14 protein-coding genes are annotated in these 14431 nt (G+C 49.3%); 4 read left to right on the forward strand and 10 right to left on the reverse strand.

The window, feature by feature from the left end; genetic code table 11:
- Positions 1-4: 4 nt before the first annotated feature.
- Positions 5-670, forward strand: a complete 666-nt coding sequence (gene ung, locus N3Z11_RS04940) for a uracil-DNA glycosylase (RefSeq protein WP_260656047.1) — start codon at positions 5-7, stop codon at positions 668-670.
- Between the two features lie 135 nt (positions 671-805).
- Here ung and N3Z11_RS04945 read toward each other — a convergent pair whose 3' ends face one another.
- From N3Z11_RS04945 to N3Z11_RS04960, 4 genes are all read right to left on the reverse strand, one after another.
- Positions 806-982 carry a DUF3545 family protein gene (locus N3Z11_RS04945; protein WP_260656048.1) on the reverse strand — a complete coding sequence of 59 codons (177 nt, stop codon included), beginning with the start codon at positions 980-982 and terminating at the stop codon, positions 806-808.
- 210 nt (positions 983-1192) lie between these two features.
- Positions 1193-2806: a glucose-6-phosphate isomerase gene (pgi, locus tag N3Z11_RS04950; RefSeq protein ID WP_260656049.1), complete on the reverse strand. Its 1614-nt coding sequence runs from the start codon at positions 2804-2806 to the stop codon at positions 1193-1195.
- 42 nt (positions 2807-2848) lie between these two features.
- The gene (gene tal / locus N3Z11_RS04955; RefSeq protein ID WP_260656050.1) at positions 2849-3802 is read right to left on the reverse strand and encodes a transaldolase; all 954 of its coding nucleotides are present in this window, start codon (positions 3800-3802) and stop codon (positions 2849-2851) included.
- A 337-nt stretch (positions 3803-4139) separates the two neighbouring features.
- On the reverse strand, positions 4140-4400 hold the full coding sequence (locus N3Z11_RS04960) for a hypothetical protein (protein WP_260656051.1): 261 nt from the start codon (positions 4398-4400) through the stop codon (positions 4140-4142).
- Between the two features lie 24 nt (positions 4401-4424).
- Here N3Z11_RS04960 and yaaA point away from each other — a divergent pair, with 24 nt between their 5' ends.
- The 3 genes from yaaA (at position 4425) to N3Z11_RS04975 (ending at position 9183) form a co-directional block, all read left to right on the forward strand.
- Complete coding sequence (gene yaaA / locus N3Z11_RS04965; RefSeq protein ID WP_260656052.1) at positions 4425-5204, forward strand: peroxide stress protein YaaA; 780 nt, start codon at positions 4425-4427, stop codon at positions 5202-5204.
- Between the two features lie 252 nt (positions 5205-5456).
- Positions 5457-6755, forward strand: coding sequence for an inosine/guanosine kinase (locus N3Z11_RS04970; protein ID WP_260656053.1), 1299 nt, complete (start codon positions 5457-5459; stop codon positions 6753-6755).
- Between the two features lie 160 nt (positions 6756-6915).
- A complete protein-coding gene (locus N3Z11_RS04975; RefSeq protein ID WP_260656054.1) occupies positions 6916-9183 on the forward strand; it encodes a carbohydrate binding family 9 domain-containing protein in 2268 nt (755 codons plus the stop codon).
- Positions 9184-9198: 15 nt separating this feature from the next.
- Here the strand turns inward: N3Z11_RS04975 and N3Z11_RS04980 are convergent, their stop codons facing one another.
- The 6 genes from N3Z11_RS04980 to N3Z11_RS05005 form a co-directional block, all read right to left on the reverse strand.
- Positions 9199-10449: a sensor histidine kinase gene (locus N3Z11_RS04980; protein ID WP_260656055.1), complete on the reverse strand. Its 1251-nt coding sequence runs from the start codon at positions 10447-10449 to the stop codon at positions 9199-9201.
- Positions 10427-11128, reverse strand: coding sequence for a response regulator transcription factor (locus tag N3Z11_RS04985; protein ID WP_260656056.1), 702 nt, complete (start codon positions 11126-11128; stop codon positions 10427-10429). Before N3Z11_RS04985 ends, N3Z11_RS04980 begins: the two co-directional genes overlap by 23 nt.
- A complete protein-coding gene (locus N3Z11_RS04990) occupies positions 11128-11547 on the reverse strand; it encodes a DUF3019 domain-containing protein (protein WP_260656124.1) in 420 nt (139 codons plus the stop codon). The genes N3Z11_RS04985 and N3Z11_RS04990 overlap by 1 nt, the downstream gene beginning before the upstream one ends.
- Positions 11541-12419, reverse strand: coding sequence for a MipA/OmpV family protein (locus N3Z11_RS04995; protein WP_260656057.1), 879 nt, complete (start codon positions 12417-12419; stop codon positions 11541-11543). The genes N3Z11_RS04990 and N3Z11_RS04995 overlap by 7 nt, the downstream gene beginning before the upstream one ends.
- 116 nt (positions 12420-12535) lie before the next feature.
- A complete protein-coding gene (locus N3Z11_RS05000) occupies positions 12536-12676 on the reverse strand; it encodes a hypothetical protein (RefSeq protein ID WP_260656058.1) in 141 nt (46 codons plus the stop codon).
- A complete protein-coding gene (locus tag N3Z11_RS05005) occupies positions 12666-14288 on the reverse strand; it encodes a sensor domain-containing diguanylate cyclase (RefSeq protein WP_260656059.1) in 1623 nt (540 codons plus the stop codon). The genes N3Z11_RS05000 and N3Z11_RS05005 overlap by 11 nt, the downstream gene beginning before the upstream one ends.
- Between the last annotated feature and the right edge of the window lie 143 nt (positions 14289-14431).

Here is a 14431-nt window from a genome sequence, read left to right on the forward strand (position 1 = left end):
AACTGTGCATTTAAGCTGGCATAACGTGATAGGGGCTGAAAAAACGCAGCCCTATTTTCAACAAACCATCGACACGGTAAAACAGGCACGTTTGGCGGGTGAGGTGATTTATCCGCCGGAAGCTGATGTGTTTACTGCTTTTAAGCTGACAGATTTTGCCAATTTAAAAGTGGTGATCATAGGGCAGGACCCTTATCACGGCCCTAATCAGGCGCATGGTTTGTCGTTTTCAGTGCGCCAGGGCGTGGCCATTCCGCCTTCACTTCGTAATATGTATAAAGAGTTGGCGCTGGAATACCCCGACTTTCAGATGCCGAAACATGGTTGTTTAGAAAGTTGGGCTACTCAAGGCGTGTTGCTGTTAAACACAGTGCTGACCGTGGTAGCAAATCAGCCCAATTCGCACCGTGAGCTGGGGTGGGAGCAATTTACCGACAATGTGATTCGGGCGATTAGCGACAAAGCTGAGCCTGTGGTGTTTATGCTCTGGGGTTCACACGCCATTAAAAAACAGCGTTTGATCAACGCGGCAAAACATCAGATTTTAACAGCACCCCATCCGTCGCCTTTGTCGGCGCACCGGGGCTTTTTGGGCTGTGGTCACTTTGCCAAAGCCAATGCAATTTTAACTACCTGGGGCAAACAGCCAATCGACTGGCAGATCCGTTAACAGCTTTGCTTGAAGATATGTTGACGAAATAACATCAAAAACAGCATCAGCGTCAAACTGATGCTGTTTTTGTTTTAAGAAAGACCGGAAGCTAAAAAGCAAAAAGCCCAACTGCGGGAGGTTGGGCTTTGGTTGCTAAATCAGCTGTTCCAGTAATTCGTCGTCGAGGGTTAAATCTATGTCTTCCAGTTCCTTGCGCAGTCGCTGCCGCTCTTTGACCGCTTCAATTTCGCGCCATTTGCGTTTTACCGCTCTGCCGCTTTTTGCCGCTGGCCGCTCCAACATGTTCAGTAAGTCCTCAAAGCTTTCCATACTGCACCTCGCTGAGTTGTTGTTATTTTCGCCAAAATTGATAACACACTTTAATGCAAAATAAAATAGCCAGATGACAGAAAAATGAAGGCAAAATGAACAATGATGGTAGCAATAACAAAGCGAATCACAGCGGGCGGAAATGGCAGGCAGGCAGCTATAAAAAAGGGCAGTGAAATAACTGCCCTTATTGTTTTGATAATCAGTGGTTTATCGTTGGAAGAGTTTGATTAATCTTTGGGTTGAAGCATCAAACTGGTGCTGCTGCTGACCGGATAAAACCTGATAAATAGGTGTAGACAATTGTTTACCCAGCTCCACGCCCCATTGATCAAAAGAGTTAATGTCCCAAAGCACACCCTGCACAAACACTTTGTGCTCATAAAGCGCTATTAAAGCACCCAGGTAATAAGGTGATAACTCAGGCAACAACAAAGTGTTGCTTGGTTTATTGCCTGGTGATGCTTTATGGGGCGCCAGCCTCGCCGCATCTTCGGCACTGCCACCTGCGGCCAGCACTTCGGCATGGGCCTCGGCTATGGTTTTGCCTTGCATCAGCGCCTGAGTCTGGGCAAAACAATGGGCAGCAAGTCGCTTGTGATGATCAGTTAAATCATGGGCGGGCTGAATGGGCAGAATAAAATCGGCCGGCACTGCCAATGCACTTTGGTGAAGCAGTTGATGGTAAGCATGCTGCCCATTGGTACCGGCATCACCCCAAATCACTGGCGCTGTCGCAAGCGACAGGCTATTGCCGTTTGAATCCACGCCTTTGCCGTTACTTTCCATATCCAGCTGCTGCACATAAGAAGGCAACAAGCGTAAATAATGGCTATAAGGCAACAATGCATGGCTTTGACAACCGTGAGCGTTAATGTACCAAACGCCTAACAGCGCCAGAATCACCGGCATATTTTCAGCAAGTGGCGCCTCAACAAAATGTTGGTCCATGGCATAAGCGCCGGCCAGCAATTGCTGGAACTGAGTGACACCCAACATTAAACAGAGCGGAAAACCAATGGCTGACCACAATGAATAACGGCCGCCCACCCAGTCCCACATCGGCAGAATATGTTCAGGCACAATGCCAAATTCAGCAGCAGCTTTGATATTGGATGAGGTGGCCCAGAAGTGTCTGGCAATAGCGTTTTTATCGGCGCCGTTGTCGAGGAACCACTGACGGATTGCCAGCGCATTTTGTTTGGTTTCTTCGGTGCCAAAAGATTTGGAAGCAACAAACACCAGAGTGGTGGCCGGATCCAGACCTTTGACCACATCTGTCACCACAGCACCGTCAATATTACCGGCAAAGTGAATTTGTACCGGGCTGACGTTGTACGGTGTTAAAGCTTCTACCGCCATCTGTGGGCCCAGCAATGAGCCACCAATGCCAATCCAGACAAGGTCGGTGATAGGCTCGCCGCTATAACCTAGATATTGTGCGTTATTCAGTTGCGTGACCAGCTGATGCATTTGGGCATGACAATCAGCAATTTCGCTGCTGATATCGGCGCCATCCAGCTGCAAGTCGACAGTTAAAGGTGCACGTAAGGCGGTATGCCAGACACTGCGCTGTTCGGTATTGTTAATTTTGTCGCCGGCAAACATCTGCGCTTTTTTCTGCGCCAATGGGCTTTGTTCGGCCAGGGTTAACAGCCGCTGCCAAATCCCATCTGTGATCAGGTTTTTGGAATAATCCAGGTTGATACCACAGGCTTCTAAAGCAAAACGTTCAGCCCGTGCTGGATCTTTGGCAAATTCTGCACGCAAATCCAGCGGTTGCTTTGCAAGAGCGCGCAGTTCGCTCCAGACAGCAGACGACATAAAAACTCCTGTTAATGAAGATGGCCTATGGCCGCGCTGCTGTTATTGCAGTGCGGCGCTAATCACTTGTTCCAGTTTGCGCTGGTCGATGGCAAATTTACGAATACCTTCGGCCAGTTTTTCGGTGGCCATGGCATCTTCGTTCAGTGCCCAGCGGAATTCGCTTTCAGTTAAAGCAGCAGGCGCTTTGTGAGTTGCACCTGTGTCACGTAAATGCACCGTCAGCTCGCCTGTTTGTTTGCTCAGTTCATCCAACAGCGCAGGGGCAATGGTTAAACGGTCACAACCGGCCAGCGCCAGCACTTCACCTGTGTTGCGGAAGCTCGCTCCCATCACAATGGTTTGATGGCCATGCTGTTTAAAATAACGGTAAATTTCCCGCACTGAAATCACGCCCGGATCTGTTTCAGCATCGTAGCTTTGGCCGGTATTGGCTTTGTACCAGTCCAGAATACGGCCAACAAAAGGAGAAATCAGGAACACACCGGCTTCGGCACAGGCGCGGGCCTGACACATATGGAATAACAGCGTCAGGTTACATTGAATACCTTGCTGCTCCAGCACTCGGGCGGCCTGAATCCCTTCCCAGGTGGAAGCAATTTTGATCAGGATTTTGTCGGTAGCCACACCGTTTTCCTGATAAAGCGCAACCAGTTGTTTGGCTTTGGCAATAGTGGCCTGGGTATCAAAACTTAACCGGGCATCCACTTCGGTAGAAATGCGGCCCGGCACCAGTTTGCTGATGGCAGTACCCACATCCACGGCAAATTTATCAGACGCCAGGCTTAACTGCGCTGCGCCGTCGCTGGTTTTGCTTTTGGCATAAGCGGCAGCAGCGGCCAATAATGGCTTGGCAAAATCCAGCTGACTGGCGTTTAACAATAACGATGGGTTGGTGGTGGCATCCACAGGGCGGAATTGTTCGATGGCTGTAATGTCACCGCTGTCGACCACGACAGTAGTCACAGCTTTTAATTGCTCTAATAAAGTGCTCATATTGTTTTATTACCGTTATTTGGTCAGCTTTTTGCTGAAATTAAAACTGATTCTAAATATTTGTAGGAAAATTACAACATAATTACCCGTTGTTCCGGGTCATACTTTGGTATGAACTGCCTGGTTAGTACAAGGCGGCTTGCCGCATAAGTGGCGGCACTGCCGTCATTATAGCTGTCTGGTTTTGTGGCAAAGGGCAAAGTTGCCGGTCTTGCCAGACATCAGCTGATGCTGTGCCAACCCTCAATAGCTTCTTTGCTGCCCATTCAGTTTGATGCAGCAGCTTTAGAAAAATTGATTTTAAATTATCTTGTTATTGTGTCGCGCAGATGAAAATTTAAGCTTTCAGCTGACGCTTGATACGGGATGCAACAGTCCAACAGCAAAAATAATGCTGATTGTGCTGATAGGGTGGACAGGGCAACACGACTGCTGATTTTGCCAGTTCAGCGCCATGGCGCAAAGTGGCAATAGGCGGAATTTCGCCTGAAATCAGCGCTTTTATTTTGCGCCTGATGTTTTTGCCGGTTTTTTCGCCAGGACCGCAGGTTTTTGTAACTTTGCCACTGTGCAGGCTTTTGTTATAGTCGCGCCCCATTGTAGTTTTGTTGAGACAAACCCGATGTTAATGGTTGTATCTCCTGCCAAAGATTTAGATTACCAGACACCGGCGCCGGATTTTGCCTGCAGCCAGCCGGAATTATTAAACCACAGCGCGGAGCTGATAGAGATTTGCCGCACCCTGACACCGCTGCAGCTGTCTGAGCTGATGCATATCAGTGACAAACTGGCCGGTTTAAATGCCGCCCGTTTTAGCCAGTGGCAATTGCCTTTTACCGCCGACAACGCCAAAGCAGCGTTGTTTGCCTTTAACGGTGATGTGTATCAGGGGCTGGATGCCGGCAGTTTAACCGCCGGTGATGTGCAGTATGCGCAGCAGCATTTACGCATTTTAAGCGGGCTTTATGGTGTATTAAAACCGCTGGATCTGATGCAGCCGTACCGGCTGGAAATGGGCACTTCCCTGGCCAATGGCCGTGGTGCCAATTTGTATCAGTTCTGGGGCAATGTCGTTACAGAGCAGCTGAATCAGCAGCTGGAAACTTTAAATTCACCAGTGCTTTTGGATTTAGCGTCGCAGGAATATTTTAAAGTAGTCAAACCCAAACTGTTGGCGCGCCCTGTGCTTAGTGTGCAGTTTAAAGATTTTAAAAACGGTGATTATAAAATTATCAGTTTTTTTGCGAAAAAAGCGCGCGGTTTAATGGCACGTTATGTCATTCAACAGCGGGTGCAGGAGGTGGAGGCGCTCAAAGACTTTAACCTGGGTGGTTATCAGTTTAGCAGTGCCGACTCCAGTCCCACGCAACTGGTGTTTTTGCGAAAAGACGCAGCGGCTTAACACTCAGCCGCTCAACCCCAGGCCGCTCAACCCTGATGTTAAAAAGCTGAACAGCAGTGTGTTAGAACGGCTGTTCAGTTTGTGCTGTTGTGCCTGTGCAGAACAGTGTCAGCCCTGAGTACGCTGATGGCAGCCGCCCTTCACAGTTCACATTGAATATTTGCCCCTATTGCCATGTCGCCAAAAATAGCGGCTGCGTTTTATCACGCAGTTTTGCTAAAATACTGGCCTGACCTTTATTTGGATTGAACGATGAAATTTCCCGGCCGCCGTAAACTGAAGCATTATTTCCCGGTCTCCCAGCCAAAATTACAATTACCAAGTTTTGAAGTGCGGCCTGAGCTGGACACTTATGTGGTGGGTTTAGATCAAACCATCGTGGACGTGATTGCCAATGTGTCAGACGAATTCTTAGAAAAATATAATATTGGCAAGGGTTTATCTAACCTGGTTGAACATGGTAAAGCCGATCTGATTTATCAGGAATTGGTACAGAATGGCGCTATTTCCGACCATTTTGCCGGTGGCACCATTGGCAATACCATTCACAACTACTCAGTGCTGGCGGACGATAAATCTGTGCTCCTGGGCGTGATGTCGGCCAATATTCAGCTGGGTAGCCCTGCTTATCATTATTTATGTCATACCAGCTCCAAAGTAGACATGAACCATTTGCAGGGCGTTCATGGCGACATTGGCCGCGGTATCACCATGATCACCCCGGATGGCGAACGTACCTTTGTGATTGACCCGGGTGAAATGGACGCTTTAACCCCGGCTTATATTCCAAAAGACATTATTGCCGGTGCCGCTGCTGTGGTCGTCAGTGCTTATCCGCTGCGTGCTTCAGGTCAACCGATTCAGCAAGCGATGTTACGTTTATTACAGGATGCCAAAGAGCACAATGTGCCTGTGGTGATGAGCCTGGGTACCAAACATTTAGTGGAAGAACACCGTGAGCTTATTCTGGCGACAGTGCGGGATTATGTTGATGTGCTGGCGATGAACGAGCTGGAAGCCGAAGCCTTAACCGGTTTTGCCGACCCATTACAGGCGGCAGAAGCGGCGCTGGAGCTGACCGATATGGTGCTGATCACCGCCGGCCCTGAAGGTTTGTATTTGTGTGGTTACACCGACGAAGCCGGCAAACGCGAAACCACCAATCCGATTAAATCCGGCACCATTGCCGACTATAACCAGTTTGAATTTAGTCGTCCGGTGCAAAAACAGCACTGCAAACAGCCGGTCAAAGTCTATTCGCATATCGACCCCTATTTAGGCGGGCCTGAGCGGATTAAAAACACCAATGGTGCCGGGGATGGTGCTTTAGCTGCTATTTTGCATGATATTGCTGCCAATCATTACCACCGCCACGCGCTGCCGCTGTCGAGCAAACACGAACTGCCTTATCTGGCGTATTCGTCTTTTGCCCAGATCTGTAAATATGCCAACAGGGTGAGTTACGCCATTCTGGTACAAAACGCACCGCGGTTATCCCGTGGTTTACCGGAAAAAGAAGACAGTCTGGAAGAAGCCTACTGGGAACGTTGATTTTAATAAAAATCAATATCTTATATAGCAAATCAAAAAGCCGCCTCCAGGCGGCTTTTTGTTTAAACGTCAGATTTTGCTGCTTTGGCGCATTCGTTTGTCAAGCTTGGGTCAGCTCTTTATAGTGAGCGGCAATTTTTGCGCTCGAACTGGATTTGTGATGAGGCTTTTTGGATTAAAAACATTAGGGTTGTTGCTTTGTGCCGGCAGTCTGCAGCTGCAGGCGGCTGAAATTGCCATACCCAGAGTGAACAGCGCTGTTGTGGTGGATGGTGAACTCAACGAAGCGGTTTGGCAACAAGCCAGAGCGGTTGAGCTGAAGTACAATACCTGGCCGGCCGAAAACACGCCTGCGCCGGTCAGTACTACAGCTTATGTGATGGAAGACGGCGAATTTTTTTATGTCAGTTTTGTGGCACAGGACCCGGATCCAAGCAAGATCCGCGCTTTTTACCGTGACCGTGACAAAATCTGGGATGACGACAACGTCGGTATCAAAATAGACACCTATAACGATAGCAAACTGGCGTATCAGTTTTTTATCAACCCTTTTGGTGTACAAGCCGACGCCATAGAAAATGAAATTATCAAAATGGAAAGTGATGCCTGGGACGGCATCTGGCAAAGTGCCGGCAAAATCACTCAAAGCGGTTATCAGGTGGAAGTGGCTATTCCGCTTCGGATGTTAAATTTTAACGACCGGCTGGCGCAGCAACAGTGGAAACTTGAGCTGCTGCGCTTTTATCCACGGGATGTGCGTAACCGCATCTCCAGTAATAAAATTGAGCGCAATAACCCTTGCTGGATTTGCCAGATGTCGGATGCCACTGGTTTTGCCGGCGCCAAACAAGGCCACCATTTTACCCTGGTGCCGGCTTTGGTGATGGGCTCCAGCCAGCAGCGTGAAGTGACAGCTGCCGGCAATACCGACTGGCAAAGTGATACCAATGTGGAGCCGAGCCTGGATGTAAAATGGGGCATTACCCCGGATATCAGCTTCAACGCCACCTTAAACCCGGACTTTTCCCAGGTAGAAGCAGACGAAGCCCAGGTGTCGGTGAATGATACTTTTGCGCTGTTTTTTGCCGAAAAACGCGCATTTTTCCTCGATAATGCCGACTATTTTTCCTCGCCGATGGATCTGGTGTACACCCGCAATGTGTCATCACCTGATGCCGGCGTAAAACTGACCGGCCGCCACGACCAGCAATCTTTTGCCTTTTTTGCCGCCAACGATAAAAGCACCACTTTTATTGTGCCTGGCAACATCAGCTCGGACATTGCCAGTCTGGATGAAAAAAGCGAAAACGCCGTGCTGCGTTACCGCTTTGATTTGAATCCAAAGCTGTCGCTTGGCTGGATCAGCACCTTGCGCCAGAGTGAGGATTATCACAACTTTGTGCATGGTCTGGACGTCAAATACCAGTTCAGCGCGCAGGACAAAGTGATAGCGCAGCTGCTGCGCAGCAACAGCGAATATCCATCTGAGCTGGCGGCTTTACTCAGTGACGAAGCCGCGCTTCGGGTAAAAGATCAGGCCTTTAGTGACATGGCCAAATATCTGGCTTACGAACATGAAAACCGCAACTGGAGCTGGTACAGCCGTTATCAGGGGTTGGATGCCGATTTTCGCGCCGACATGGGTTATATGCCACAAACCGACAGCCACAAAATGGTGCATGGTGGCACATATCAGTGGTTCTCTGACTCGCCCTGGTGGAACAGATTTCAGATCTGGGGTGATTGGGATATCACCCACAATGATGATGGCGACTTGCTGGAAAAAGAAACCGAAATTGAATTTCAGCTGTGGGGCGCGCAGCAGGCTTATGGTTTTATTGGCCTGACCGGTCGTGACAGAGTCGGCAGCCGGCTTGATGGCAGCACCTTAAAGGTGGATGCCAACAGTGAACTTTTTGCCGAGCGTTTGTTTTCAGCTGGCGCTGAAGTGCAGCCCTGGTCCGGGGTATTTTTAGCGCTGGAAGCCGAAACCGGCGATAAGCTGGATTTTCGCAATAACAGGTTAGGTGATGGTCTGGAGCTGGCGCCCGAACTACGCTGGAACGTAGACGCGCATATGCAGGTACAGGCACGCCATACCTACCGCACTCTGGATGCGATGGGCGCGGAAGTTTTTACTGCCAATCTGACCGATTTGCGCCTGAGTTATCAGTTTTCAGTGCGCAGTTTTGTCCGGCTGGCGCTGATTTATTCGGATATCAGCAGAAACCCGGCCAATAATACCGGCCTGGTACAGGCCAGAGAAAAAACACTGGGTTCGCAGCTGCTGTATTCCTATAAGTTAAATCCACAAACGCTGTTTTTTGCCGGTTACAGCGACAATGCCTTTAGTGATGATGAGGTGGAAAGTTTAACCCGCGATCAGCGTTCGGTATTTTTAAAATTCAGCTACGCCTGGATGTTATAAATCAGGCGCTTGCAGCTACAGCGGCAGATACAAGGCCGCTGTAGCACCCTGGCCGGCCTGCTGAGTCAGCTCAAAACGACCCCGGTGTTTTTCTGCCACCCTTTGTACTATCGACAAACCCAAACCATGGTGTTCTATCAGATCGGGTTGCTGTTCCTGCAGTGCTGTCAGCGCCGCAGGCTGATGTTGAGCGCCCTTACCGTCATCGGTGACTTGCAGCAGCAGTTGCCGCCCTGTGTTGTTGTTGATGATTTCTGCACTGACCCAGACCCGGCTTTGGGCAAAACGCAGTGCATTGGCAACTAAATTATTCAGCGCTCTGCTCAGTAACTGTTGATCTGCGCTGATGGACAGCCCGGCATCGGCTTTAAGCTCAATGCAGAGGCTGCTGTGCTCCTGGTAAGGCTGCAGTAGCTGCTGCAGATAAGGTTGTACACTGAACTGACTTAACGACAATTCGTTGTCGTGATAACCACTTTGTGCCAGTCGCAGATATTCATAAACGTTTGATTCTATCTCTTTGACATTGTTATTAATTTGCTCGCGAAACTGCTCAATTTTGTCGGCCTGTAATAAGTGGCTGATAAATTTCAGCCGCGCCAGCGGGGTTTTAATATCATGACAGACGGTTTCAGCCATTTCGGCCTGAAACTTATTCAGCTGTTCAATTCTGTTGGTCATATTACGCAGCGATTGTGCCAGGGGCGCCAGGTAGGAGCTTCTGGACAACACAAAATCCGGAAATTTCCCAAAACGGATATCGGCCAGTGCACTTTGATGCAGCACTTCAACATCACGGAATAAGTTGCGGCTGATGCGAAACAGCAGCAATAACAACAAAAAATAAAACAGATAAGCGGCATCCAACCCGGCTGGTGTTGCCACAGGCCAGTTCAGCTGATTCAGACACAACAGCTCGCCGCTTTCTCCTACACTGCACAACATCTGGGCACCACTGCTGTCGGTCAGCGGAATAATGCTGCCGGTGCCCGGGCTCACCACTCCTTGCCAGAAGCCTGGCGGATACACCAGAAACAGCGAATCGTCGCAGCTTTGTGCTTCGTCCACTGAACAGCTCAGTGCTTTGTCGTGCTGATGGAGTTTTTGCACTGCATCCAGTACCAACCCGGCATCTACCGAGGGGGCCTGTTGCTGTTGTTGCAACTGATACAGCTGATTCAGACTAAAAGCCAGCAATAACACTGTGCTGGCCAGCACCAGATAAAAACGCAGTAGCGGTGAGCTAAACAGCAGGGGAATTTTCATAAGACAGGTAATACCCTTCGCCCCAGGCTGTGACGATGTTCCAATTCGGATCAACAGCCTGCAGTTTTTTGCGTAAGCGCGACACGCGGCCGTCCATGGTTCTGTCCATACCGTCATATTCCCGGCCCAGTTGTTCGCGGAACAGCCAGTTGCGGCTGACAATTTTGCCAAACTGCAGCAACAGGGTTTGCAACAACATAAACTCGGCATGGGTCAGCGGCAGCGGCTGACCGGCCAGGGTGACACTGCGACACTGGCTATTCAGCAGCAAATTAAACTGCCGGCATTCGGTGCTGGTATCGCTCTGAGCTTTGGCCGTTTCTTTGGGGAGAAACACCTGAATTTTTGCCAGCAACAAGCGTGGATCCAGCGGTTTTAGCAGATAATCCTGCGCTCCTAAGCCCAGGCCGGTCAGCTGGTGTTGCAGCTGGGTCTGGGCTGTCATAAACAAAATAGGGCCGGGGTAACTCTGACGGATTTGTGCGACAAATTCAAAACCACTTTGCCCGGGCAACATCACATCACAAAGCAACAAATCAATCTGCTGTTGTTTTAACAAAAGCTGAGCTTTCTGACTGTGGCTGGCCAGGCTCACCACATAACCCTGTTGTTGTAAAAAATCTTTGGTCAGCCGCGCCAGCGCTACATCGTCTTCCAGCAGCAAAATATGAAAACTCATTAAAAGATACTCCAGCGCAGGCGCCGTTCAGGGAGGGCGGAATATTCGGTTTGTTGCAGATACTTAATGGTTTTGCTGCTGACGAGCTGATGTTGGCTGTCGCGAAGCTCCAACACCAGATTGCTGTCGATAGTCACATTCAGGCTGTAATGATTGATGTCACTGCCACACACCAGCGCCCGGCCGGGTTGTTGTTGTTTGTTTAAACAAAGCGGACTGTTGCTGTGCCAGCTGATCAGTAAGTCGACGCTGCAGCTTTGTGCTCCCTTGGCAATACAAGCCTGGGGTTGCACGTTAAAACCTGTAACCAGCGGTTGGGATGATGGTACCGGTTGTGCTGTCAATGTTGTTGTCTGCAGCTGTTGCGCCTGCGCTGATAAGGCAAGCAGGCTCACTGCCAGAAGCGTCATTTTTACCATGACCACAACACTCCGGCAAACCAGATATCATGCTGGCGTTTGGCAAAATACAGACTGTGCTGATAAGCAGTTGGCAGCCACTCCCGCCGCCAGTTCAGCAGCAGTCTGGTATCGTCTTTGAGCTGATAACTAGTCTCTAAACGCATGGCCGGCAGCCATTGTGCGCCGGGCAGATATTGATATAACCGAAGTTGTGGTTGTCTGGCGGAGATGGCGACAGTGTCTTTGTCGGTGACGCCAAAATAATAGTTACTGTAGTTTGATGATAAATAACGATATTCAGCAGTTATTGCCAGTGACAGTGGCCCTTGTTGCCACAGGTAACGGGCTTTTTGTTGCCATTCCAGGCCATGATGCACACCGCTGATATCCTGTTGCAGTGCGCTGCTCAGTTGCCAGTTATGCAGGTTGTAAAACAGGCTGATGCCGGAGAGATAACTGAAATGGCGCCGCTCGGGCGTCAACATTTGATCCAGTCTGCTGTTGGTTGGCATGATAAAAACTTTTTTTGATTTAATCAGACCACGCAGCAGGGCGTCCTGCAGTGGATCTTGTCGCAGCAACAGCGCATCAAAACTTTGTTTGCTGGTCAGATCCAGCGAAAACCCCTGCTGTTGCCACAGGTTAAAACCCAGATCAAGATTTTCCAGATAAAAACGCTGCCGGTAATAACTGACCCGCGGCAGCAAATAGAGTGGGGTCGCTTCCCCCTGATGCAGCAGATTGCCATACTGACCATAACCAACCGCCAGCGAAAAAGAGCTCTGTGCAACTGTCGGAGCTGCATCTGCGTTGGGCACTGGCAAATAAATCCAGGTAGCAAACATGGCAATCAGGCGAAGAGAGTTGAGAAATAGGGTTTTCATAAACATAAAGGCGGTTCTTCTTTTGCTAAGAATAACCAGATTACCGGAAAGCTGTATAGTAGATTTTTAAGCCTGGTCTTTTTGTGTTGTCCCTGTAAAACATAATAAAAACAATAATTTGTTTAGATATTGTTGCGCATCTGGTGCAGTGGCTGGGCAGATATATTACAGGCCGGCATCAGTGCAGCGGGGGCTACAGGAATAAAACGGCGTTGCGGTTTGGTGTACAACAACGCCACAAGCTTCACCAGGTTAAGCCACATTAGTTTTTTCAGGCGCACTATATAAAACCCAGCCATCCCTGCCTTGTTGTTTGGCCTGATATAACGCATCGTCCGCACATTTGTACGCCTGCTCTGTATCCCATTGTTGTGCCGCATCCAGCCAAACACCACCAACGGATACTGACAAACTGCCTTTTAGGCTGGCGACATGGGGCAGTTGTAAGGCCCTGATGGCCTGACACAACATTTCCATTGCACTGCAAAGCTGCTCAGGACTTTTGGCCAGTAACAAAAGGCAGAATTCTTCACCACCCACCCGGAATACGGCGTCACTCTGGCGCCTGAACGTATGGCGCAGGCAATCGGCGACTTTGATTAACACCTGGTCGCCGGCCTGATGACCATAGTGGTCGTTGTATTTTTTAAAAAAATCGATGTCGAGCATGATTAACCCAAAATGCACGCCGGTGCGGCTTTGTAGTTTCAGCTCCCGGCCAAACACAAAAGAAAAATGCCGGCGGTTATAGAGTTGGGTCAGACCGTCGGTCACCGACATTTTTTTGATTTTGTGAAGGCTGGCTAACAATTTCCACAGTAGCACCACAGAGCAAATCAACAGCAGCAACGCAATCATCGAAAATGCCATTCTTTGCAGTGTCTGCAGGTGGATTTGATGCCGATCTGTTTTTAACAACACCCGCCAGCCGTTGTTAAGCTGGAGCAGCGGTTGATATAAAAAGCCGTCGTGCACAAAACTATCGGTCTTGTTTAACCGCGGATCCTGGCTGAACGTAACTTGTTGCCGCTGAAACACATCTGTCCCTTCAGGGGTTAACATCAGCATTTCGGTTGCGTTTAGTTCATGAAACTGCAATTTGGTTAATAACTGCGACAGACTGATATCAATACTGAGCACGCCGATAAACTGTTGCTGAAAAAATACCGGCTGGCTTGCCGTGATCATGTCACCCTGGCCGGCCAAGTCCTGATAAACAGGTGTCCAAATCAGTTTTCGCTCAGGATTGTGCGCCGGTGTGGCCAGCGTAAAAAATGGATCTTTGAGGATGGCCTGATAAAACAACACTCCTTTGTCCGTGACAGGGTGATCAATGTCGAGCTGACTATAAGGATAGGCATACATAAAACCGCTGTCGGAAGTGTAATACAGCCAGGTATTTTGCATATCGTGTTGTTTTATTTGCTCAAATAGTGGCGTTAATACCAACGCAGCTTCCATTTCCCGCCATTGCACTGAGCCTTCAGCCGGCAGCTCACCTTCACCGGTTAAATCTCCCAGTGTCTGTCCCTGCAATTGTCTTGGGCCGGTCAGCTGATATTTTTGCCCTTGTTGTGCGCTACGAAAGGTGAGTGGCGCTGCAAATTCCGCCTGACTATGAACTGTCAGCTGAAATTGGGTTGCCAACATGGCCAGCGACAGCGAGGTTTCGGTCAGCGATTCATTCAGCGTGTTGGCCATCTTGCTGGCGTGATGCTCAATATCATCCAGGATCTGCTGTTCGACCAGACTAAAGCGATAGGCCAAACCCACGGCACTTATCAGCACCATCAGACAAAAAGTCAAAAATAACAAATGGTGTTTTTTGCGCTTACGGTCTGTTCCGGCCACTTCTATCCAGTCTGTTCTTTGCATGCTTAGTCTGTCTCCGGCGCACAGCTGTGATTCGTTGCTGCTGATGTAGATAAAATAATCGTCAGATGATGTTCAAAAATGTGTATTAACCAACCAGGGCACAGCATGCGGGCTGGTGCACAGATAGCGAAGGGCAACTTGAA

Origin of the sequence: Rheinheimera sp. 4Y26 (assembly GCF_025245835.1) — a bacterium.
Classification (GTDB): Bacteria; Pseudomonadota; Gammaproteobacteria; order Enterobacterales; family Alteromonadaceae; genus Pararheinheimera.